Origin of the sequence: Ideonella sp. A 288, assembly GCF_002198735.1 — a bacterium.
In the GTDB taxonomy this organism is placed as follows: Bacteria; Pseudomonadota; Gammaproteobacteria; order Burkholderiales; family Burkholderiaceae_C; genus Pseudaquabacterium.
The window spans coordinates 1-20,217 of sequence record NZ_MWLO01000122.1 but is presented as its reverse complement, the minus strand read 5'-3'; the positions used below and the strand labels follow the sequence as shown (position 1 = coordinate 20,217).

General features: G+C 70.6%; 22 protein-coding genes and 1 pseudogene. 14 read left to right on the top strand and 9 right to left on the bottom strand.

What is annotated here, in order from left to right; all coding sequences use genetic code 11:
* Positions 1–172: 172 nt before the first annotated feature.
* The 4 genes from EOINJALH_RS13915 to EOINJALH_RS13900 form a co-directional block, all read right to left on the bottom strand.
* Entirely contained in the window at positions 173–1,045 is an 873-nt protein-coding gene (locus tag EOINJALH_RS13915; protein ID WP_088280973.1) for a carbohydrate ABC transporter permease, read from the bottom strand.
* Positions 1,042–1,893 carry a carbohydrate ABC transporter permease gene (locus EOINJALH_RS13910; RefSeq protein WP_088280983.1) on the bottom strand — a complete coding sequence of 284 codons (852 nt, stop codon included), beginning with the start codon at positions 1,891–1,893 and terminating at the stop codon, positions 1,042–1,044. Before EOINJALH_RS13910 ends, EOINJALH_RS13915 begins: the two co-directional genes overlap by 4 nt.
* 176 nt (positions 1,894–2,069) lie before the next feature.
* On the bottom strand, positions 2,070–3,395 hold the full coding sequence (locus tag EOINJALH_RS13905; protein ID WP_088280981.1) for an ABC transporter substrate-binding protein: 1,326 nt from the start codon (positions 3,393–3,395) through the stop codon (positions 2,070–2,072).
* Positions 3,396–3,450: 55 nt separating this feature from the next.
* Complete coding sequence (locus EOINJALH_RS13900; protein WP_088280971.1) at positions 3,451–4,521, bottom strand: ABC transporter ATP-binding protein; 1,071 nt, start codon at positions 4,519–4,521, stop codon at positions 3,451–3,453.
* Between the two features lie 118 nt (positions 4,522–4,639).
* Between EOINJALH_RS13900 and EOINJALH_RS13895 the strand changes: the two genes are divergently transcribed.
* The 3 genes from EOINJALH_RS13895 to EOINJALH_RS13885 are packed head-to-tail and all read left to right on the top strand — an operon-like array spanning position 4,640 to position 7,199.
* Positions 4,640–5,437 carry a FadR/GntR family transcriptional regulator gene (locus tag EOINJALH_RS13895; RefSeq protein ID WP_088280969.1) on the top strand — a complete coding sequence of 266 codons (798 nt, stop codon included), beginning with the start codon at positions 4,640–4,642 and terminating at the stop codon, positions 5,435–5,437.
* Positions 5,434–6,450: a D-erythronate dehydrogenase gene (gene denD, locus EOINJALH_RS13890; RefSeq protein ID WP_088280967.1), complete on the top strand. Its 1,017-nt coding sequence runs from the start codon at positions 5,434–5,436 to the stop codon at positions 6,448–6,450. The genes EOINJALH_RS13895 and denD overlap by 4 nt, the downstream gene beginning before the upstream one ends.
* The gene (locus tag EOINJALH_RS13885) at positions 6,447–7,199 is read left to right on the top strand and encodes an SDR family NAD(P)-dependent oxidoreductase (protein ID WP_088280965.1); all 753 of its coding nucleotides are present in this window, start codon (positions 6,447–6,449) and stop codon (positions 7,197–7,199) included. Before denD ends, EOINJALH_RS13885 begins: the two co-directional genes overlap by 4 nt.
* An 84-nt stretch (positions 7,200–7,283) precedes the next feature.
* Here EOINJALH_RS13885 and EOINJALH_RS13880 read toward each other — a convergent pair whose 3' ends face one another.
* The 5 genes from EOINJALH_RS13880 to EOINJALH_RS13860 all read right to left on the bottom strand — a co-directional run bounded on the left by EOINJALH_RS13880 (position 7,284) and on the right by EOINJALH_RS13860 (position 11,917).
* Positions 7,284–8,075 carry an ABC transporter permease gene (locus EOINJALH_RS13880; protein ID WP_088280963.1) on the bottom strand — a complete coding sequence of 264 codons (792 nt, stop codon included), beginning with the start codon at positions 8,073–8,075 and terminating at the stop codon, positions 7,284–7,286.
* A complete protein-coding gene (locus tag EOINJALH_RS13875; protein WP_234413836.1) occupies positions 8,072–8,869 on the bottom strand; it encodes an ABC transporter ATP-binding protein in 798 nt (265 codons plus the stop codon). Before EOINJALH_RS13875 ends, EOINJALH_RS13880 begins: the two co-directional genes overlap by 4 nt.
* Positions 8,870–8,901: 32 nt before the next feature.
* Entirely contained in the window at positions 8,902–9,978 is a 1,077-nt protein-coding gene (locus EOINJALH_RS13870) for an ABC transporter substrate-binding protein (protein WP_158219766.1), read from the bottom strand.
* Positions 9,979–10,086: 108 nt separating this feature from the next.
* On the bottom strand, positions 10,087–11,058 hold the full coding sequence (locus EOINJALH_RS13865; protein WP_088280959.1) for an alpha/beta fold hydrolase: 972 nt from the start codon (positions 11,056–11,058) through the stop codon (positions 10,087–10,089).
* Complete coding sequence (locus EOINJALH_RS13860; protein ID WP_088280977.1) at positions 11,042–11,917, bottom strand: SDR family NAD(P)-dependent oxidoreductase; 876 nt, start codon at positions 11,915–11,917, stop codon at positions 11,042–11,044. Before EOINJALH_RS13860 ends, EOINJALH_RS13865 begins: the two co-directional genes overlap by 17 nt.
* Before the next feature lie 126 nt (positions 11,918–12,043).
* Between EOINJALH_RS13860 and aat the strand changes: the two genes are divergently transcribed.
* The 11 genes and pseudogenes from aat to EOINJALH_RS13805 form a co-directional block, all read left to right on the top strand.
* Positions 12,044–12,820 carry a leucyl/phenylalanyl-tRNA--protein transferase gene (aat, locus tag EOINJALH_RS13855; RefSeq protein ID WP_088280957.1) on the top strand — a complete coding sequence of 259 codons (777 nt, stop codon included), beginning with the start codon at positions 12,044–12,046 and terminating at the stop codon, positions 12,818–12,820.
* Positions 12,817–13,584: an arginyltransferase gene (locus EOINJALH_RS13850; RefSeq protein ID WP_088280955.1), complete on the top strand. Its 768-nt coding sequence runs from the start codon at positions 12,817–12,819 to the stop codon at positions 13,582–13,584. Before aat ends, EOINJALH_RS13850 begins: the two co-directional genes overlap by 4 nt.
* A gap of 85 nt (positions 13,585–13,669) precedes the next feature.
* Entirely contained in the window at positions 13,670–14,767 is a 1,098-nt protein-coding gene (gene ribBA, locus EOINJALH_RS13845; RefSeq protein ID WP_088280975.1) for a bifunctional 3,4-dihydroxy-2-butanone-4-phosphate synthase/GTP cyclohydrolase II, read from the top strand.
* A 1-nt stretch (position 14,768) separates the two neighbouring features.
* Complete coding sequence (gene ribH / locus EOINJALH_RS13840) at positions 14,769–15,233, top strand: 6,7-dimethyl-8-ribityllumazine synthase (RefSeq protein WP_088280953.1); 465 nt, start codon at positions 14,769–14,771, stop codon at positions 15,231–15,233.
* The gene (nusB, locus tag EOINJALH_RS13835) at positions 15,230–15,733 is read left to right on the top strand and encodes a transcription antitermination factor NusB (RefSeq protein WP_088280951.1); all 504 of its coding nucleotides are present in this window, start codon (positions 15,230–15,232) and stop codon (positions 15,731–15,733) included. The genes ribH and nusB overlap by 4 nt, the downstream gene beginning before the upstream one ends.
* The gene (locus EOINJALH_RS13830) at positions 15,730–16,908 is read left to right on the top strand and encodes a pyridoxal phosphate-dependent aminotransferase (RefSeq protein WP_088280950.1); all 1,179 of its coding nucleotides are present in this window, start codon (positions 15,730–15,732) and stop codon (positions 16,906–16,908) included. The genes nusB and EOINJALH_RS13830 overlap by 4 nt, the downstream gene beginning before the upstream one ends.
* A 137-nt stretch (positions 16,909–17,045) precedes the next feature.
* The gene (locus tag EOINJALH_RS13825) at positions 17,046–18,191 is read left to right on the top strand and encodes a serine/threonine-protein kinase (protein ID WP_158219765.1); all 1,146 of its coding nucleotides are present in this window, start codon (positions 17,046–17,048) and stop codon (positions 18,189–18,191) included.
* A 101-nt stretch (positions 18,192–18,292) separates the two neighbouring features.
* On the top strand, positions 18,293–18,718 hold the full coding sequence (ybgC, locus tag EOINJALH_RS13820; protein WP_088280948.1) for a tol-pal system-associated acyl-CoA thioesterase: 426 nt from the start codon (positions 18,293–18,295) through the stop codon (positions 18,716–18,718).
* Positions 18,715–19,407 (top strand): protein TolQ, encoded by a 693-nt coding sequence (tolQ, locus tag EOINJALH_RS13815; RefSeq protein WP_088280947.1) that lies wholly within the window; start codon positions 18,715–18,717, stop codon positions 19,405–19,407. Before ybgC ends, tolQ begins: the two co-directional genes overlap by 4 nt.
* A 16-nt stretch (positions 19,408–19,423) precedes the next feature.
* Positions 19,424–19,849: an ExbD/TolR family protein gene (locus tag EOINJALH_RS13810; RefSeq protein ID WP_088280946.1), complete on the top strand. Its 426-nt coding sequence runs from the start codon at positions 19,424–19,426 to the stop codon at positions 19,847–19,849.
* Between the two features lie 156 nt (positions 19,850–20,005).
* Positions 20,006–20,217 (top strand): annotated as a pseudogene (locus EOINJALH_RS13805) (protein TolA); the annotation flags it as partial.

Below are 20,217 nucleotides of genomic sequence, written 5' to 3'. Positions count from 1 at the left end.
CGCCCGCAGGGCGCGAAGCGAGTTCTGCGGCGCACCGCTGGGCCGAGCACTGCAGGGCAGTCGGCGCAGCCGACCGCCACCGCGAAGCTCCCCGGCCTTCCCGCACGCGGCTTTGCCGCCTCAGCGCCTCGGCTCCACCCGAACGCCCGCCGCCCAAAGGCGCCCGACGCGACTACTCCTTCACCGACCCCGTCATCCCCGACACGTAGTGCTCGACGAAGAACGAGTAGACGAAGGCCACCGGCAGCGAGCCGAGCAAGGCACCGGCCATCAGTGAGCCCCAGTGGTACACGTCGCCCTCGACCAGTTCGGTGACCACGCCCACCGGCACGGTCTTGTTCTCGGACGACGAGATGAAGGTCAGCGCGTAGATGAACTCGTTCCAGCTCAGCGTGAAGGCGAAGATGCCCGCCGAGATGAGGCCCGGCACCGCCAGCGGCAGGATGATCTTGACGAGGATCTGCCAGCGGCTGGCGCCGTCGATCAACGCACACTCTTCCAGCTCGTACGGGATGGACCGGAAGTAACCCATCAGCAGCCAGGTGCTGAAGGGGATCAGGAAGGTGGGGTAGGACAGGATCAGCGCCATGCGCGAATCGAACAGGCCAAGCTGGAAAATGATGGCCGCCAGCGGGATGAACAGGATCGACGGCGGCACCAGGTAGGCCAGGAAGATCAACCCCCCGGCCGTCTTGGCGCCCTGGAAGCGCAAGCGCTCGATCGCATAGGCCGCCAGCACCGAGGCCACCAGCGAGATCACCGTGGACACCACCGACACCACCACGGTGTTCCACAGCCACTCGGGGTAGGCCGTTTGAAACAGCAGCTTCTCGAAGTGGGCGAGCGTGGGCTTGATCACCCAGAACGGATTGCCGTCGCGCGACAGCAGTTCTTCGTTCGGCTTGAACGAGGTGACCACCATCCAGTAGAACGGGAACAGCAGCACGAAGACGAAGATGCCGATGGGGATGTAGATCGTCACCCAGCGGCGCGGGATGGACTGCAGGTAGTCCATGCCTTGAGCGGCTTCATTTTGCTTGCTCATTTGTCGCCGCCCTGCTGCCAGGCCCTGCGCTGCAGGCCGAAGTAGCTGAACATGATGGCCGCCAGCAGGAAGGGCACCATCATCGTGGCCAGCGCCGCGCCCTCGCCCAGCGCCCCACCCGAAATGGCGCGCTGGAACGACAGCGTGGCCATCAGGTGCGTGGCATTGAGCGGGCCGCCGCGGGTCAGCACATAGATCAGCTGGAAGTCGGTGAAGGTGAACAGCACCGAGAAGGTCATCACCACCGCGATGATGGGCGACAGCAGCGGCAGCGTCACGTGGCGGAACTGCTGCCACGGCGTGGCCCCGTCGATGGCCGAGGCCTCGTAGTACGAGGGCGAGATGGTCTGCAGGCCGGCCAGCAACGAGATCGCCACGAAGGGCACGCCGCGCCACACGTTGGCCACGATGGTGGCGATGCGGGCGTTCCAGGGGTCGCCAAGGAAATCGATGTAGGTGTCGATGATGCCCATTTTCACCAGCACCCAGCTGATGATCGAGAACTGCGAGTCGTAGATCCACCAGAAGGCGATGGCCGACAACGCCGTCGGCACGATCCAGGGCAGCAGCACCACCGCGCGGAAGAACGATTTGAACGGCAGGTTCTTGTTCAGCAGCAGCGCCAGCCACAGCCCCAGCGCAAACTTCAGCACGCTGGCCACGGTGGTGTAGAAGAGCGTGTTGAACAGCGCCAGCCGCGTGACGCTGTCGCCGACCAGGAAGCTGAAGTTCTCGATGCCGATCCACTCGCCCGCGCGGCCCACCTTGGCGTCGGTGAAGCCGAGCCAGGTGCCCAGGCCCAGCGGGTAGGTCAGGAACAACAGCAGCAGCACCGCCGCCGGCATCATGAAGAGCCAGCCCAGCACGTTGCGGTTGTTCTGCAGTCGTTCAAACACCGATCAAGCCCCCACCATTGCGTGAACACCCCGGCACGCCACCAAGCAGCCAAGGTGAGCGGCGGACCGTCCCAAGACGGTTCGTCCGCTCTGGCGCAGCTGGGTAAGACGGCGCCGCAGGCGTCCGCTCATACCTTGTAATAGCGCTCGGCGCGCTTCTGCGCGCGCTCGGCGGCTTCCTTGGGGGTCTTGGAGCCGCTGGCCGCCTCGGCCACCATGTTGGTGACAATGAAGTCGGCCGCCGCCCCGGCGGACGCGTAGCCCAGCTTGCCGGCATAGCCCGCCGGCCGCAGGTTCTTGACGCAGTCGCGGTAGGGCGTGTGCTTCGGGTCGGACGTCCAGATCGCGCCCTTGGTGTAGTCCGCCAGCGGCGGGGCCACGTAGCCGCCGGCCGCCGTCATCCAGGGGTCGAACTGCTCCTGTTCCATCATGAAGCGCAGGAACTCCTTCGCGGCCTGCGGGTACTTGGTGTACTTCATGATCATCTGGTTGAAGAACAGGTGCGACTCGGTGGGCACGCCGACCGGGCCGATCGGGTACTGCGCGTGGTGCACGTCTTCCCTCAGGTCGCGCACCTTCTGGTCGGTGGAGTTCTTGGTGGCGTAATAGATCGAGATGCCGTTGTTGGTCAGGCTGATCTGGCTGTCCAGGAAGGCCTTGTTGTTGTTGGGGTCCAGCCACGACAGCGTGCCGGGGATGAAGGTGGCGTACATCTCCTTGGCGTACTCGAGCGCCTTGATCGTCTCGGCGCTGTCGATGACGACCTTGTTGCTGGCATCGACCAGCTTGCCGCCGTGCGACCAGATCAGCCAGTTGGTCCACAGGCCGTCGCCGGTGGCGTTGCCCAGCGCGAAACCCGCCGGCGTGCCCTTGGCATGCAGCGCCTTCAGCAGCGCCAGGAAGCCGGCGGTGTCCTTCGGGAAGGCGTCGAAGCCGGCCGCCTTCACCTGGCTCTGGCGGTACACCAGCATGGCGCCCGCGGCGCCCAGGCCGATGCCGATCCACTTCTTGCCGTCGGGCCGCAGGTAGGCCTCGCAGGCCGGGAACCAGCCGCCGTACTTCTTGCCCAGGTAGTTGGCCAGGTCGGTGACGTCGAGCAGCTTCTCGGGGTAGAGGTTGGCGTCGTCGTTGGTCGACAGGATGATGTCGGGCCCGGCGCCGGTGTTGGCGGCCACGGCCGCCTTGGGCCGCACGTCTTCCCAGCCCTCGTTGTCCACCCGCACCTCGATGCCGGTCTTCTCGGTGAACTTCTTGACGTTCACCATGTAGGCGTCGATGTCGCCCTGCACGAAGCGGCTCCAGCGCAGCACGCGCAGCTTGGCGCCCTTCTCGGGCTTGAACGACACGCCCTGCGCGTGCACGGCAGGGGCCCAGATGGCACCGGCCCCGAGGCTGGCACCAGCGGCGAGACCGGCCGTGCCTTCCAGGAAGCGGCGGCGATTGAAATCGTTCATGGGCATGTCTCCTCTACGGGGGTGGTGAATCGAACCTGCAAACGGGCAAGGCCCGTCAGGCCGCGAGCCGCCGGCCGGTGCCGGCATCGAACAGGTGGGCCCGCTTCAGGTCGGGCATCAGGTGGATGGTGCTGCCCGGCGCGAAGGCGTGGCGCTCGTGGAAGACCACCGACAGTTCATTGCCCTGGTGGCGGCAGGCCACGAAGGTGTCGGCGCCGGTGGGTTCGACCACCGCCACCTGCACCGCGATGCCGCCATCGCCCAGGGCCAGATGCTCGGGCCGGGTGCCGAAGACCACCGGCTGGCCATCGATGCCGCCGCTTCCCAGTGGCGCAGCCACGCGGCTGCCGTCGGCCAGTTCGACCGACGCATCGCCGGCCGCGCGGCGCAGCGTGCCGGGCAGGAAGTTCATCGCCGGCGAGCCGATGAAGCCGGCCACGAACAGGTTGGCCGGCCGATCGTACAGCTCGAGCGGGCTGCCGGACTGTTCGACGCGGCCGTCCTTCATCACCACCACCAGGTCGCCCATGGTCATGGCCTCGATCTGGTCGTGCGTGACGTAGATGGACGTGGTGCGAAGGCGCTGGTGCAGTTCCTTGATCTCGGTGCGCATCGCCACGCGCAGCTTGGCGTCGAGGTTGGACAGCGGCTCGTCGAACAGGAACACCTGCGGGTCTCGCACGATGGCCCGGCCCATGGCGACGCGCTGGCGCTGGCCGCCCGACAGTTGCCGCGGGTATCGCTGCAGCAGGTCCTTCAGGCCCAGGATCTCGGCGGCGCGGCCCACCTTGGCCTCGATGGCGGCAGCGTCCAGCTTGGCCAGCATCAGCGCAAAGGCCATGTTCTCGCGCACCGTCATGTGCGGGTAGAGCGCGTAGTTCTGGAACACCATCGCGATGTCCCGCTGCTTGGGCGGCACGTCGTTGACGCGGCGCTCGCCGATGCGGATCTCGCCGTCGGAGATCTGCTCCAGCCCGGCCAGCATGCGCAGCAGCGTGCTCTTGCCGCAGCCCGACGGGCCCACCAGCACGGCGAAGGAGCCGTCGGCGATCTCGATGTCCACGCCGTGAAGCACCTCGACCTCGCCGAAGCGCTTCTTGACCGCTGCAATGGTCACACTGGCCATCCGGTGAATCCTCGCTCGAAATGCCCGATCCGGCGCCGACGATACGCGCCACCGGCCGGCCGACGCCATCGGGCTTACCCGTTGTCGGCCCTTAAAGTTGTCTGATAACCTGAGCACCATGGCCCTGGCACCGTCTCCTGCAACGCTGGTCGGCGCGGGCCGGCTGGTGGCCGAATCGCTGTCCGACCGGCTGGCCACGCGCCTGGTGGCGATGATCGACACCGGCCAGTTGAAGCCCGGCGACCGGCTGCCCACCGAGGCCCAGCTGTCGGCCACCCACGGCGTGTCGCGCAGCGTGGTGCGCGAGGCGGTGCACCGCATCAAGTCGCGCGGGCTGCTGCTGTCGCGGCAGGGCTCGGGCGTGTTCGTCGCCGCGCAGCCGGAGCACAAGGCCCTGCAGTTCGACCCCGCCGTGCTGGGCTCGGTGACCAACCTGCTGCAGGTGCTGGAAGTGCGCCGCGTGATGGAAGGCGAGATCGCCGCGCTGGCCGCCGAGCGCGCCACCAAGGCGCAGATCGCGGCGCTGCGGCGCGCGCTGCAGGCCATCGATGCGGCCTCGGCCCGCGGCGAGGACGGCGTGGCCGAAGACCTGGCCTTCCACCTGGCCATCGCCGAGGCCAGCGGCAACCCGCAGTTCAGCCAGCTGCTGGGCTTCCTGGGCCAGTACCTGCGCGACGGCATGCGCATCACCCGCGCCAACGAGGCCCGCCGTGCCGACTTCATGGAAGCCGTGCGCCACGAACACCACGCGGTGGTCGACGCCATCGCCGCACGCGATGCGCGCGCCGCCCGCCGCGCCGCCAACCTGCACATGGACCGCGGCCAGCTGCGGCTCGAGCATGGCGGGGTCATCACCCGCCAGCGCGCCGCGCCGCGGGGCCGATCCCACCCCAAACCCACGGAGAAACACGAATGAAAGTCCTGATCACCGGCGGCGCCGGCTTCGTCGGCGACCGCCTGGCGCGCACCCTTCTCGCCCGCGGCACGCTGGGTGGCCGGCGCATCGAGCAGCTGCTGCTCACCGACCAGTACGCGCCGCGCGCCGACCTGCTGGCCGACCCGCGTGTGCAGGCCCGCACCGGCCCGCTGCTCGACCAGTGCCAGGCGTTGCGCGGCGAACGGCTCGACGGCGTGTTCCACCTGGCCTCGGCCGTGTCGGGCGAATGCGAACTCGATTTCGACCTGGGCCTGCGCAGCAACCTGGACAGCACCCGCGCGCTGCTCGACGCGCTGCGTGCCGACGTGGGCGCCGGCGCCGCGCCGGCGCGGCTGGTGTTCAGCAGTTCGGTGGCGGTGTTCGGCCCCGACGCCGCGGTGCCGATGCCCGCCATCGTCACCGACACCACGCTGCCGACGCCGCAGACCAGCTACGGCACGCACAAGCTCGTCTGCGAGCACCTGGTGTCCGACTACACCCGCAAGGGCTATGTCGACGGCCGCAGCGCGCGACTGATGACCGTCACCGTGCGGCCGGGCAAGCCCAACGGCGCGGCCTCGTCGTTCTTCAGCGGCATCATCCGCGAGCCGCTGGCCGGCGTGGAGGCCATCTGCCCGGTGGCGCCCACGGTGTCGCACCCGGTGTCGTCGCCGCAGCGCACGGTGGAAGGCCTGATCGCCGTCTTCGAGGCCAGCCGCGAGGCCTACGGCGGCCGCACCGCGCTCAACCTGCCGGGCCTGAACGTCACCGTGCAGCAGATGCTCGACGCGCTGGAAGCCGTGGCCGGCCCCGCCGTGCGCGCCCGCGTGCGCTTCGAGCGCGACGAGCGCATCGCCGGCATCGTGGCCAACTGGCCCAGCGGCGCCCGCGCCGACCGTGCCGCAGCGCTGGGTCTGCACCCCGAGGCCGACTACGCCAACATCATCCGCCAGTACATCGCCGATTGCCGCCAGGCCGGCGCCACCGACGCGCTGAAGGGCATGACGCCATGAACCAGATCGACCTGAAGGACCGCGTGGCCGTGATCACCGGCGGCGCACAAGGCATCGGCTACGCCACCGCCGAACGCATGCTGCGCTCGGGCGCCCGCGTGGTGCTGTGGGACCGCGACGCGGCGCGACTCGAGAGCGCGCGCCAGGGCCTTGCGGCCATCGGGCCGGTGGGCACCGCGGCGGTCGAACTCACGCACGAGATCGCCGTCGCCGACGCGACCACGGCGGTCGTCGCACGGCACGGCCGCATCGACATCCTCGTCAACAACGCCGGCATCACCGGCGGCAACGGCGTCACCTGGGAGCTGGATCCCGCGGTGTGGCGCGACGTGATCGAGGTGAACCTGATCGCGCCCTACCTCACCTGCCGCGCCGTGGTGCCGCAGATGCTGAAGCACGGCTACGGCCGCATCGTCAACATCGCCTCGGTGGCCGGCAAGGAGGGCAACCCCAACGCCTCGCATTACAGCGCCAGCAAGGCGGGCCTGATCGCGCTGACCAAGTCGCTGGGCAAGGAACTGGCCACCAAGGGCATCCTCGTCAACGCGGTGGCCCCCGCCGCCGCCCGCACCGCCATCTTCGACCAGATGCTGCCGCAGCACATCGAGTACATGCTCGGCAAGATCCCGATGGGCCGCTTCGTCGAACCCGCCGAGATCGCCGCGATGGTCAACTGGCTGGCCAGCGAGGATTGCTCGTTCTCGACCGGCTCGGTATTCGATCTGTCGGGGGGGCGAGCGACGTACTGAGCGGCCCGCTGGGCCTGCCCCATCGGCTGAGCGCTGACGGCCCAGCCGGCAGGCCGGAGACATCCGCCCCACGGCGATCGGCCCTCAGGCGTCCCGGTCGTGCCGCTCCACCCAGAACAGCACGCGGTGCTTGGTGAAGGCCACCAGGCCGTGCATCAGCATGCCCAGCGCGGCCAGCACGATCAGCACCGCAAACATGCCGGCGATGTTGAACTGCTCGTTGTACTGCAGGATGCGGTTGCCCAGGCCGGCCTTGGCGCCGACGAACTCGGCGACGATGGCGCCCACCAGCGCGAACACGGCGCCCAGCTCCAGGCCGGCGAACACATAGGGCAGCGCGTTGGGCACGCGCACCTTCAGCAGGATCTGCAGGCGCGAGCCGCCGAAGGCGCGCAGCATCTGGATCTCGTCGCGGCCCGTGGCCTGCAGCCCGGCGATCACGTTGATGAGGATCGGGAAGAAGGCGATCAGCGCCGCCATCACCACCTTCGACGCCAGCCCGTAGCCGAACCACTGCAGGAACAGCGGCGCCAGCGCCACGCTGGGGATGGTCTGGAAGGCCACGATGTAGGGCATGAAGCTCAGCTCGAGCAGCGGCAGCTGGGCGATCGCCACGCCCAGCACCAGCGCCAGCACGATGCCCACCGCATAACCGAGCAGCACCTCATGCATGGTGACCGAGAAGTCGCGCCAGAACAGCGCCTGCTGCGCCATCGACACCAGCTGCGACGCGATCTGGCTGGGCGCGGGCAGGATGTAGGCCGGCATCTGCGTCAGCCACACCAGCAGCTCCCAGCCGCCGGTGACGGCGACGAACACGCCCAGCACCAGCAAGGCCTGCTGGCTGCGCGGGGACAGTCGGTCCGTCAGCGTCATTCGAGCGCGCTGCCGACGGTGAAGTGACGGCGGATGCGCTCGAGCAGCGCACCGGCGTTCTCGTGCGCCATGTCGGCCAGCCGGCGCGGGCGTGGCAGGTCGATGTCGACCACCTCGGCGATGCGGCCGGGGCGCGGGCTCATCACAACCACGCGGTCGGCCAGGAACACCGCCTCGGGGATCGAGTGCGTGACGAACACCACCGTCTTGCCGGTGCCCCACCAGATGCGCTGCAGCTCGACATTGAGGAACTCGCGCGTCATCGCGTCGAGCGCGCCGAAGGGCTCGTCCATCAGCAGCACCTGCGGGTCGCGCACCAGGGCGCGGCAGATGCCGGCGCGCTGGCGCATGCCGCCGGACAGCTCTTTCGGATAGCGGTGCTCGAAGCCGGCCAGCCCCACGGTGCGCATCAGCTCGGTGGCGCGCGGCACGTAGGCCTGGCGGTCGAGCTTGACCAGTTCCACCGGCAGCAGGATGTTGTCGAGGATGGTGCGCCATGGCAGCAGCGTCGGCTCCTGGAAGACAACGCCGACCTCCAGCGAGGGCTTGACGATCGCCCGGCCGTCGAGCTGCACCGTGCCGTCGAAGCCGCCCACCAGCCCGGCCAGGATCTTCAACAGCGTGGTCTTGCCGCAGCCCGACGGGCCCAGCAGCGCCACGAACTCGCCGCGCGCGATGTCCAGCGTGATGCCGTCCAGCGCCAGCGTCGGCGGCGCACGGCGCGTGGCGTAGCGCATGGCCAGCCCGTCGATGCGCAGCAGCGGGGCTGCCGCGGCGTGCGCGGGGGGGTGCATTCGGGGACGCGTGGGGACGGCCGACTGCCGAATCAGCGAACCTTGCCGAGATCGAAATCGAAGATGGTCTTCATCAGCGAGCCGTCCCACACCTGCGCCGGCGTCAAGCGCTTCTCGGTCTGCCCGGTCTCATGGGCGAAGGCCAGCAGCGCCTCCCAGCGCGTGGCGTCGATGTCGAGCCAGTGGCCCCAGGTCTTGGGGTCGGCGTTGCCGGACGGGATGGAATCGCCCAGCGCGATCTTCATCGCCGCCAGCGTGTTCTTCGCATCGGGGCCGCCCGGGTTGGCGCTGCCGGCCAGCTCGGGAAACTCCTGGAAGCTCAGCTTCAGCGCGGCCTCGGGGTTCTGCTGCGTGTAGACGATGCCCTGGTAGGCGGCCCGGGCGAAGCGGGCCAGCGCATCGGGGTTGCTTTTCAGCATCGCCGCGCTGGTGACCATGGTCACGCTGAACAGCCTGGCCATCTGCGGTGGGCGCGGCAGCAGCGTGAGGTTCACGCCGTTCTGCTGCATCACCGTGAACGAATCGGAATAGCTGTCGATCGCGTCCACCTCGTTGGCCTTCAGCGCCGCCGCGGCCCGGGCGCCGGCGCCCACCGGCACCACGCTCACATCGGCCTCGGTGAGCCCGGCGATCTTCAGGTTGGCGCGCAGGTCGGCATACGAGGCCGAGGCCAGGCTGATGACGCCGACGCGCTTGCCCTTCAGGTCGGCGATCTTCTTGATCGCCGAGCCCGGCGGCACGCCGATGAAGTAAGGCCACTGCACGGTGATGCCTGCGAAGGCCTTCACCGGCACGCCCTTGTCGATGGCCGCCGCGATGCTCAGCGACGAGGCATAGGCGATGTCCGCGCTGCCGCTGGCCACCGCCTGCAGCGCTGCGGTGGAGCCATTGGCCTTCAGCAGGCCGACCGACAGGCCCTCGCGCTTGAACCAGCCCATCTGCTTGGGCACCGCGTAGGTGAAGGTCTCCTCGCCCGGCGTGATGGCGTTGCGGGCCAGCGCGAGCGTGAGGGTCTTCTCCTGCTGCGCCTGCGCCTGCAGGCCGAGGCACAGCCCCAGGCTCGCGGCGATGCGGACGATGTGGCGGCGGCGGACGAAGGTCCCTCTCATGGATCGGCTCCTGGCGGTGGTGGACGTGGCAAGGCGCCTATTGTGGTGGCTGCCGCGGGCCGCCATGGCCCGGCCCCTCCGCTGGACGGTCGCGCCGGGCGGGCGATGTCAGCCGGGAGGGGCCCGCCGCGCACCTTCGGTGTCGCCCTCCATCAGCCCCGCCAGCATCGCCGCGAAGCCCAGCGGCTGGTCGGCCATCACGTGGTGGTCGGCGTCGGGCAGCTCCATCGTGCGGGTGCCGGCGGGCGCCAGCGTCAGCGCGTGGGCCAGCAGTTCGGGGGTGATCAGCCGCGATCGGCCGCCGCGCACCAGCGTCACAGGGCAGCGCGCTTCGCCCAGGTCGCGGTGCGGCTTGCCGAAGCTGAAGTGCTTGAACAGCAGCGGGTCGGTGCGCCAGGTGAAGCCGGCGTGGCCGTGCTCGTCGGTGGCCGGCTGCAGCGAGCTGCGGGCGATGTGGTCGACGATGTAGACATGCTCGCAGTCCTGCGGCGGCAGGAAGCGGAAGCGCGCCAGGGCCGCTGCGATCGTCGGGTAGACCCGCGCCGGCCGGAAGCCCTGCTCGGCGCGGCGCTTCTCGCGCTCGACCTGGCCCGCGGGCGGGCGCAGCGGCGTGTCGACGATCACCGCGCCGGCCAGCCGGTGGCCATGGCGCGCGGCGGCGTTCATCACCGGGAAGCCGCCGAACGAATGGCCGACATACAGCGGCGGCCGCGCCGATTCGAACAGCCCGCAGGCCTCGGCCGCGGCCAGCGCCTCGTCGGCCCACTGCGCCACGCCGTAGGACTCGCGCCGGCCCGAGTGGCCCATGCCCGAGAACGACAGCGCTGCCACGCGGTAGCGGTCGGCCAGCAGCGGCGCGATGAAGCTGAACCACTCGGCATGCGCGCCGTTGCCGTGCATCAGCAGCAGGCCGGGCGCGCCGCGCGGGCCCCAGACCAGCGTGTCGATGGCCGCGCCCTGCACGTCGATGGTGCGGCGCTCGGGCTGCGCGGCCAGGGCCTGCACGAACCAGTCGGGCGCCGGCGGCTTTTCGCCGTGCAGGTGGGCCAGCGGCGGCGGGTGCTCAGCGCCGTGCCGCAAGCGCCTGCCCCACCTCGTTGCTGCCCTGCGCGGCGCCGCTGGCGGGCACGCTGTCGCCGTGCCGGTCGGCCACCTGCGACCAGGCCTCGGCCAGCCGCTCGGGCACGTCGGGGCCGACGCCCAGGTGCACGCCCTGGGTGAGCGTGATGTGCGCCAGCGCGAAGGTGCCGGCGCCGGCACAGCCGATGGCGCGGTTGGGCGCCTCGGCCGAGGCCAGCACCAGCAGCGCCGGCACCACCGCCTCGGGCTTCAGCAGCGCCAGCACCTCGGCCGGCAGCAGGCCCTCGGTCATGCGCGTGGCGGCGGTGGGGGCCAGGCAGTTGACGCGGATGTCGTGCTTGGCGCCCTCGAGCGACAGCGTCTGCATCAGCCCCACCAGCGCCATCTTGGCGGCGCCGTAGTTGCTCTGGCCGAAGTTGCCGAACAGGCCCGACGACGAGGTGGTCATCACGATGCGGCCGTAGCGCTGGTTCACCATGTGCGGCCAGACCGCCTGGGTGCAGTGCACCGCGCCCATCAGGTGCACGTCGACGACGAGGCGGAAGTCCTCGAGCGGCAGCTTGCCGAAGCTCTTGTCGCGCAGGATGCCGGCGTTGTTGACGAGGATGTCGACGCGGCCCCAGGCCTGCACCGCCTGCGCCACCATGGCCTGCACCGCCGCCGGGTCGGTGACCGACGCGCCGTGGGCCAGCGCCTGGCCGCCGGCGGCGACGATCTCGTCGGCCACCGCCTGCGCGTTGCCGAGGTCGTTGACCAGCACGCGGGCGCCGCGCGCGGCCAGGGCCAGCGCGTGCTGGCGGCCCAGGCCGCCGCCCGCGCCGGTGACGATCGCCACGCGATCGGTGAAGTCCAGGGCCATGGCCGTGTGTCCGCTGCAGTGGAGGAGGCCCCCGTTATAGCGGCTGCCGGCCGTGCCGCCGTTCACCATGGCGACAACACCGGCCGGGACAAGGCGGCCGGCCGATGGCACAGTGCAGGCACCGCCATGATCTGGATCGACGACCACCAGCCCCTGCCTCCCACGCACCTGGCGCTGGGGCACGACAGCGACGCGCCGGGGCTGCTGGCCGCCGGTGCCCGGGTGACGGTGGCGCGGCTGCGCGAGGCCTATGCGATCGGCGTGTTCCCCTGGTACAGCCCGGGCCAGCCGCCGCTGTGGTGGAGCCCCGACCCGCGCATGGTGCTGCCGGTGGCCGAGTTCAAGCTGTCGGTGTCGCTGCGCAAGACCCTGCGCCGCTTCCTGCGCACCCCCGGCTGCGAGATCCGCATCGACCACGCCTTCACCGAGGTGATGCGCGCCTGCGCCACGGCCCCGCGCGAGGGCCAGGACGGCACCTGGATCGTGCCCGAGATCATCGAGGCCTACAGCGCCTGGCACCGCAGCCGGCACCCCGCCGGCCACCCGCACAGCATCGAGACCTGGGTCGACGGCCACCTGGTCGGCGGCCTGTACGGCGTCAACCTGGGGCGCATGTTCTTCGGCGAATCGATGTTCGCGCGGCGCACCGACGCCTCGAAGATCGCGCTGGCGGCGCTGGTGGCCTTTTGCCGCGCGCACGACATCGCGCTGATCGATTGCCAGCAGGCCACCCGGCACCTGGCCTCGTTCGGCGCGCGAGAGATTCCGCGCCCCGTGTTCGAGGCCCACGTGGCCCGCATGCGGGGGGCCGCGCCGCCGGCCGACTGGTCCTATCATCCGGGCCTGTGGGCGCAGCTGGGCATCGAGGCCGCGCCTGCACACGACACCGAGCCACCCGCGTGACCCACCCCAAAGAGCTTCCGCTGTCGTCGCTGCAGTTCTATGCGACGGCCCCGTACCCGTGCAGTTACCTGCCCGACCGGCAGGCGCGCTCGCAGGTGGCCACGCCCAGCCACCTGATCCACGCCGACGCCTACTCGGGCCTGGTGGCCAACGGCTTCCGGCGCAGCGGCATGTTCACCTACCGGCCCTACTGCGACAACTGCCGCGCCTGCGTGCCGCTGCGCATCCCGGTGGCGAAGTTCCAGCCCACCCGCAGCCAGCGCCGCGCCTGGGCGCGCCACGGTGCGCTGAAGGCCCGCGTGCTGCGCCTGGGTTTCGTGCCCGAGCACTACCAGCTCTACCTGCGCTACCAGGCCGGCCGCCACGCCGGCGGCGGCATGGACCAGGACAGCGTCGACCAGTACACCCAGTTCCTGCTGCAAAGCCGCGTCAACTCTCGGCTGGTCGAGTTCCGCGAGCCCGACGGCGACGGCCCCGGGCTGCTGCGCATGGTGGCCATCGTCGACGTGCTCAACGACGGCATCTCGGCGGTCTACACCTTCTACGAGCCCGAGCTGAAGGGCAGCCTGGGCACCTACAGCATCCTGTGGCAGATCGAGCAGACCCGCCAGCTGAAGCTGCCGCACCTGTACCTGGGCTACTGGATCGAGGGCAGCGGCAAGATGGGCTACAAGGCCGACTTCGGCCCGCACCAGTTGCTGCGCGACGGCACCTGGGCCGACGCGCCCGCCGCGGCTCCCACGGCCGACCGCGCCGCCGGCTGACCCGCCCGCACCGGTGGCCGACGCCGCCGCCGGCGCCACGGGCGCGCCACCCGTGCCGCCGGGCCCCGCCACCTACAATGTCGGCATGCCGATATCCCCTGTCCCCGAGCTCGTGGCCGAGCTGGCCGCCGGCCGCATGGTGATCCTGGTCGACGAAGAAGACCGCGAGAACGAGGGTGACCTCGTGCTGGCGGCCGACCACGTGTCGCCGGAAGCCATCAACTTCATGGCCAAGCATGGCCGCGGGCTGGTCTGCCTGACGCTCACTCGAGAGCGCTGCGAGCGCCTGCAACTGCCGCCCATGGCCGCGCGCAACGGCACCGTGCACGGCACCGCCTTCACCGTGTCCATCGAGGCCGCCACCGGCGTCACCACCGGCATCTCGGCCGCCGACCGCGCGCGCACCGTGGCCGCCGCCGTCGCCCGCGACGCCAAGCCGGCCGACCTGGTGCAGCCGGGCCACATCTTCCCGCTGCAGGCACAGGAAGGCGGCGTGCTCATGCGCGCCGGCCACACCGAGGCCGGCTGCGACCTGGCCGCGATGGCCGGGCTGACGCCCGCCGCCGTGATCTGCGAGATCATGAACGACGACGGCACCATGGCCCGGCTGCCCGACCTGCGCGTGTTCGCGCAGGCGCACGGCCTGAAGATCGGCACCATCGCCGACCTGATCGCATTCCGCAGCCACAACGAATCGCTGATCGAGCGCGCCGGCGAGCGCGAACTGGTCACGCCGCAGGGCCGCTTCGACTGCATCGCCTTCCGCGACCGCTCGGGCGGCCTGCACCTGGCGCTGCGCAAGGGCCGCTGGGTGCCCGGCGACGAGGTGCTGGTGCGGGTGCACGAGCCGTTCACCGCGCTCGACCTGCTCGACGTGGGCGCCAACGGCCACAGCTGGCCGCTGCCCAAGGCGCTGTCGGCGCTGCAGCAGTCCGAGGCCGCGGTGGCCGTGCTGCTGAACTGCGGCCACGACGTGCAGACGCTGCTGCCCCAGGTGCTGCCGGCCGCCATGCCGCGCCGGCCGGTGCAGCTGGATTTGCGCACCTACGGCATCGGCGCCCAGATCCTGCGCGACCTCGGCGTCACGAAGATGAAGCTGCTGGGCAGCCCGCGGCGCATGCCCAGCATGGTGGGCTACGGCCTCGAAGTCACCGGCTTCGTCGGTGCCGGAAGCGGAGACTGACATGCTGGACGCCAAGCAGGACCCCTCGGGCAACCTCGACGGGCACGAACTCGCCATCGGCATCGTGCAGGCCCGATTCAATTCCGACATCACCGACAAGCTGGCCCAAAGCTGCCTGGCCGAGCTGGCCGCGCTGGGCGTGCAGGAGCGCCACATCACGCACGTCACCGTGCCGGGCGCGCTGGAAGTGCCGCTGGTGCTGCGGGCCATGGCCGGCAGCGACGATTTCGACGCGCTGATCGCGCTGGGCTGCATCATCCGCGGCGAAACCTATCACTTCGAGTTGGTGGCCAACGAGAGCGGCGCCGGCGTCAGCCGGGTCAGCCTGGACCACGAGATCCCCATCGCGAACGCCATCCTCACCGTCGAGAACGAGGCCCAGGCCTGGGCCCGCGCCGAACCAAAGGGCCGCGACGCCGCCCGCGTCGCCGTCGAGATGGCGAACCTGCTGGACGACCTCACGTGACCGATCCCGTCGACGACAAGCCGGCGGCGCCGGCGCGGCCCAAATCCCCACGCCGCCGCTCACGAGAGATCGCGCTGCAGGGCCTGTACGAGTGGCTGGTCGGTCGTGGCGAGGCCGGCGTGGTCGATGCCCACATGCGCGAGCAGGAAGGCTTCGACAAGTGCGACCGCGCGCATTTCGACGCGCTGCTTCACGGTTGCATCGCCGAGGCCTCGGCCATCGACGCCACGCTCACCCGCCACGTCGACCGCCGCACCACCGACCTGTCGCCGGTGGAGCACGGCGTGCTGATGATCGGCACCTACGAGCTCACGCACTGCCTGGACATCCCCTACCGCGTGGTCATCAACGAGGCGGTCGAACTGGCCAAGTCCTTCGGCGGCACCGACGGCCACAAGTACGTCAACGGCGTGCTCGACAAGGCGGCCGGCGACCTGCGGCCCGAGGAAGTGGCGGCGCGCCGCGCCGCGCCGCGCCAGGCGCCCCGGCCCGCGCGATGAAACTCGCGCGGCGGCTCGACCACATCGAGCCCTTCTACGTGATGGAGTGCGCCAAGGCGGCCGCCGAGATCGCGGCCAGCCCGGCCTGCGACCCGGCCCAGGGCGGCGAGCGCATGCTCTTCCTGAACATCGGCGAGCCCGACTTCACCGCGCCGCCGCTGGTGCGCGAGGCCGCCGAGCGGGCCATCCGCGACGGCCGCACGCAGTACACCCAGGCCACTGGCCTGCCGGCGCTGCGCGAACGCTTGTCCGACTGGTACCGGCAGCGTTTCGGGCTGGACATCCCGGCGCGGCGCATCGTCGTCACCGCCGGCGCCTCGGCGGCGCTGCAGCTGGTCTGCCTGGCGCTGTTCGAAGCCGGCGACGAGGTGCTGATGCCCGACCCCAGCTACCCCTGCAACCGGCATTTCGTGGCCGCCGCCGACGCGGTGGCGCGGCTGCTGCCGGCGTCTGCCGCGCAGCGCTTCCAGCTCGACGCGGCCGGCGTGGCCGCGGCCTGGGCGCCGGCCACGCGCGGCGTGGTGCTGGCCTCGCCGTCCAACCCCACCGGCACCTCGATCCACCCCGACGAGATGCGCCGCATCGCCGAATTCGTGCGCTCGAAGGGCGGCGCCACGGTGGTCGACGAGATCTACCTGGGCCTGAGCTACGACGACACCTTCGGCCACAGCGCCCTGGCCTTCGGCGACGATGTCATCTCAGTGAACAGCTTCTCCAAGTACTTCAGCATGACCGGCTGGCGCCTGGGCTGGCTGGTGCTGCCCGAGGCGCTGGTGGCACCGGTCGAGCGGCTGGCGCAGAACCTGTTCATCTGCGCCTCCACCGTGGCTCAGCATGCGGCGCTGGCCTGCTTCGAGGCCGAATCGATCGCCGAGTACGAGCGCCGCCGCACCGAGTTCAAGGCCCGCCGCGACCATGTCGTGCCGGCACTCGACCGGCTGGGCCTGCGCGTGCCGGTGATGCCCGACGGGGCCTTTTACGCCTGGGCCGACTGCAGCGAACACGCCGCCAGCAGCTGGGATTTCTGCTTCGACATGATGCGGCGCGCCCACGTGGCCCTGACGCCCGGGCGCGACTTCGGCCGGCACGACCCCGAACGCTGGCTGCGCCTGTCGTTTGCCAGTGCCATGCCGCAGCTCGAGGAAGCGCTGTTCCGGCTGCACAAGGTGCTGTGATCGCCGCCGGCTCGGCCGGCCAGATGTCACAAATTGCCCACGACCCGTCATGCGTCCGTGACAACTCGTAAGGCCCGGGCACCCGCCCACGCATTTGGATGCAATCCGCGGGCTGGTTGCGGCTTAAGCTGTCGCGAGTGAATCCCTTCAGTCCTTCCGATCGGCGCGCGGGCAGCGACTTCGCCCCGACACAGGTCGATCCCCACGCTGCCGAGCTGACGCCCGAAGACTGGCCCGGCCTGGGCGAAGACAGCTCACCCCTGCCGCTCGACCTGATGCCGGCCCCGGTGGAATCCGACCCCACCATCGGCCACGTGGGCCGCTATGCGCTGAAGCGCCGCATCGGCGAGGGCGGACTGGGCCGCGTCTACACCGCCTGGGACCCGATCCTGTCGCGCAACCTGGCGATCAAGACGGTGCAACTGGCCAGCGCCGGCGTGCACCGCAATGCGCTCAACACAATGATCCTCGACGAGGCGCGCGCCGTGGCCAGCCTCAACCACCCGAACATCGTCACCGTGTACGACGCCGGCCTGTCCGACATGGGCGTGTACATCGCGATGGAGCAGTTGCCGGGCAGCGACCTTCGCCGCCTGCTGGCCGACGGCTGGCGACCCGACCCGACCCGCTCGGTCAAGCTGATGCGGCGGGTGGCCGAGGCATTGGCCTTCGCCCATGCCAAGGGCGTGATCCATTGCGACATCAAGCCGGCCAACATCTTCATGATCGACCGGCGCAAGCCCAAGGTGCTGGATTTCGGCATCGCCCGCGTGGCCCACCGAAGCGATGCACCGGTGCTCGACGGCCTGATCACCGGCAGCCCGCACTATCTGGCGCCCGAGCAACTGCGCGGCGAAACGCCCGACGCCCGCACCGACGTCTATGCCATGGGCGTGGTGCTGTACGAACTGCTGGCCGGCCGCAAGCCCTTCACCGGTCACTCGATCCAGGAGATCGCCGCCGCGGCGATGCTGGGCCGGCCCACCCCGGTGCATCGGCTGGTGCCCGGCGTGCCGCAGGAGCTGTCGGCGATCGTCTCGCGCGCCATGGCGCCCGACCCCGAGCTGCGCTACGGCAGCGCCCGCGCCATGGCCATGGCCCTGCGGATGTGGCAGGCCCGGGCCTCGACATCCCCGGTGCCGATGGTGGCCGCCGGGGCGATGGCGATGGCCCCGATGTCGCCGGGGCAACCGGCCGAGCTGTTGTCCTGGACGCGTGTGGCCACCGCCACCACGCTGCTGGTCGCGCTCAGCGCGGCGGCGGTCTGGTGGCGCCTGACCTGACCGGTTGGGCCACGCCTTGCCGCCCGCAGCCCGTCGTTGGGCTGGCACGGGCGCGCGGGCCCCTGCCGACGCAGACCGCTCGGCTATCATCGCCCCGCCCGATGCCCACCCTGACCGTGCCCCCGTCGACGAACGCGCACTTCCGGCTCGCCGTGCGGGTGTACTGGGAGGACACCGACGCGGGCGGGGTGGTGTTCTACGCCAACTACCTGAAGTTCTTCGAGCGCGCGCGCACCGAATGGCTGCGCGCCGCCGGCATCTCGCAGCATGAGCTGCGCGAACGCACCGGCGCCATCTTCATCGTCTCCGACACCGCGCTGCGCTACCTGCGACCGGCGCGCCTGGACGACCTGCTCGACATCACCGTCACGGTGGTCGAGCTCCGGCCCGCGTCGCTGCGGCTGGCCCAGCAGGCCTGGTGCGGCGACACCCTGCTGTGCGAGGGCGACATCCGCGTCGGCTGCGTCGACGGCGGAACCTTCAGGCCGCGGCGCATTCCGATCGAGATCCCACACGGTCCTCCATGAGCAACGACTTCTCCATCGTCACCCTCGTCCTGCACGCCAGCCTGGTGGTGCAGCTGGTCATGGCCGGGCTGATGATCACCTCGCTGGCCAGCTGGACAGTGATCTTCGGCAAGCTCTTCGGCCTGCGCGCGCTGCGCCGCGACAACGACGCCTTCGAGCGCGAGTTCTGGTCGGGCAAGAACCTCAACGAGCTCTACGCGGCGGCCGGGCAGAAGGACAGCCCATCGCCGATGGCGCGCATCTTCGCCAGCGGCATGCGCGAATTCATGAAGCTGCGCGAGCGGCGGCACGAGCCGCAAAGCCAGCTCGACGGCGCCCGCCGCGCCATGCGCGCCAGCCTGCAGCGCGAGCTCGACGCCATCGAGGGCAACGTCGGCTTCCTGGCCTCGGTGGGCTCGGTCAGCCCCTACGTGGGCCTGTTCGGCACGGTGTGGGGGATCATGCACGCCTTCGTCGGCCTGTCCAACGTGCAGCAGGTGACGCTGGCCACCGTGGCGCCGGGCATCGCCGAGGCGCTGGTGGCCACGGCCATCGGCCTGTTCGCGGCCATCCCCGCGGTCGTGGCCTACAACCGCTTCGCGCGCGACATCGACCGCGTGGCCATCCAGCTGGAGAGCTTCATCGAGGAGTTCTCCAACATCCTGCAGCGCAACGCCAGCGCCCCGGCCGCCGCGCCGGCCGGCCGCTGACCGAGGGGAGCCCGACATGCCGGCCGTGGTCGCCCGGGGCAGCCGTCGTCGGCGGGCCATCGCCGAAATGAACATGGTGCCCTTCATCGACGTGATGCTGGTGCTGCTGATCATCTTCATGGTCACCGCCCCGCTGATCACCACCGGGGTGGTCGACCTGCCCACCGTGGGCAAGGCCGCCCAGCGGCCCGAGCACGTGATCGAGGTGGTGGTCGGCACCGACGAGAAGCTGCGCCTGCGGGTGGACGGTGGCGAGCCGCAGCCCACCGCCATCGGGCAGCTGGCCGCGCGCGTCAAGCAGGCGCAGGCCGGCAACGCGCAGACGCCGGTGGTCATCTCAGCCGACCGCCAGGTGCGCTACGAGCACGTGGTGCGGGCGATGGACGTGCTGCAGCGGGCGGGCATCCTGCGCGTGGGCCTGTCGGTCAAGCAGGGCACTTGAGGGCCCGTGCCACCATGAGCGCGCCGGGCCGCTCCCAAGCGCGAATCCCGAAGCCCTCAGGGCGGAGGGTCGTCCAGTGAGCGCGCCGGGCCGCTCCCAAGCGCGAATCCCGAAGCCCGCAGGGCGGAGGGTCGTCCAGTGAGGGCCGCGCCCGCGATGGCCGATGCCGGATCCGCCCCCGGCCTGCTGCTGCCGCCCAAACCGGGCGGCAACGGCCGCGCTGCCGGCCTGGCGCTGCTGGCCCACGGGCTGCTGATCGCGGCGCTGAGCACCGGCCTGAACTGGCGCCTGCGCCCGCCTGAAGCCGTGTACGCGGCCGAGCTGTGGTCGACCGTGCCGCAGGTGGCCGCCCCCGCCCCGGTGGCGCC

Bases quoted from the DNA above. Each gene is read 5' to 3' on its own strand.
- EOINJALH_RS13885 (WP_088280965.1), top strand. From the start codon at position 6,447: ATGAACCAGATCGACCTGAAGGACCGCGTGGCCGTGATCACCGGCGGC.
- EOINJALH_RS13830 (WP_088280950.1), top strand. From the start codon at position 15,730: ATGAAACTCGCGCGGCGGCTCGACCACATCGAGCCCTTCTACGTGATG.
- EOINJALH_RS13810 (WP_088280946.1), top strand. From the start codon at position 19,424: ATGCCGGCCGTGGTCGCCCGGGGCAGCCGTCGTCGGCGGGCCATCGCC.
- EOINJALH_RS13875 (WP_234413836.1), bottom strand. From the start codon at position 8,869: ATGCACCCCCCCGCGCACGCCGCGGCAGCCCCGCTGCTGCGCATCGAC.
- EOINJALH_RS13895 (WP_088280969.1), top strand. From the start codon at position 4,640: ATGGCCCTGGCACCGTCTCCTGCAACGCTGGTCGGCGCGGGCCGGCTG.
- EOINJALH_RS13905 (WP_088280981.1), bottom strand. From the start codon at position 3,395: ATGAACGATTTCAATCGCCGCCGCTTCCTGGAAGGCACGGCCGGTCTC.
- ribBA (WP_088280975.1), top strand. From the start codon at position 13,670: ATGCCGATATCCCCTGTCCCCGAGCTCGTGGCCGAGCTGGCCGCCGGC.
- ribH (WP_088280953.1), top strand. From the start codon at position 14,769: ATGCTGGACGCCAAGCAGGACCCCTCGGGCAACCTCGACGGGCACGAA.
- tolQ (WP_088280947.1), top strand. From the start codon at position 18,715: ATGAGCAACGACTTCTCCATCGTCACCCTCGTCCTGCACGCCAGCCTG.
- aat (WP_088280957.1), top strand. From the start codon at position 12,044: ATGATCTGGATCGACGACCACCAGCCCCTGCCTCCCACGCACCTGGCG.
- EOINJALH_RS13880 (WP_088280963.1), bottom strand. From the start codon at position 8,075: ATGACGCTGACGGACCGACTGTCCCCGCGCAGCCAGCAGGCCTTGCTG.
- EOINJALH_RS13860 (WP_088280977.1), bottom strand. From the start codon at position 11,917: ATGGCCCTGGACTTCACCGATCGCGTGGCGATCGTCACCGGCGCGGGC.
- denD (WP_088280967.1), top strand. From the start codon at position 5,434: ATGAAAGTCCTGATCACCGGCGGCGCCGGCTTCGTCGGCGACCGCCTG.
- EOINJALH_RS13900 (WP_088280971.1), bottom strand. From the start codon at position 4,521: ATGGCCAGTGTGACCATTGCAGCGGTCAAGAAGCGCTTCGGCGAGGTC.
- EOINJALH_RS13910 (WP_088280983.1), bottom strand. From the start codon at position 1,893: ATGATGCCGGCGGCGGTGCTGCTGCTGTTGTTCCTGACCTACCCGCTG.
- ybgC (WP_088280948.1), top strand. From the start codon at position 18,293: ATGCCCACCCTGACCGTGCCCCCGTCGACGAACGCGCACTTCCGGCTC.
- EOINJALH_RS13915 (WP_088280973.1), bottom strand. From the start codon at position 1,045: ATGAGCAAGCAAAATGAAGCCGCTCAAGGCATGGACTACCTGCAGTCC.
- EOINJALH_RS13870 (WP_158219766.1), bottom strand. From the start codon at position 9,978: ATGAGAGGGACCTTCGTCCGCCGCCGCCACATCGTCCGCATCGCCGCG.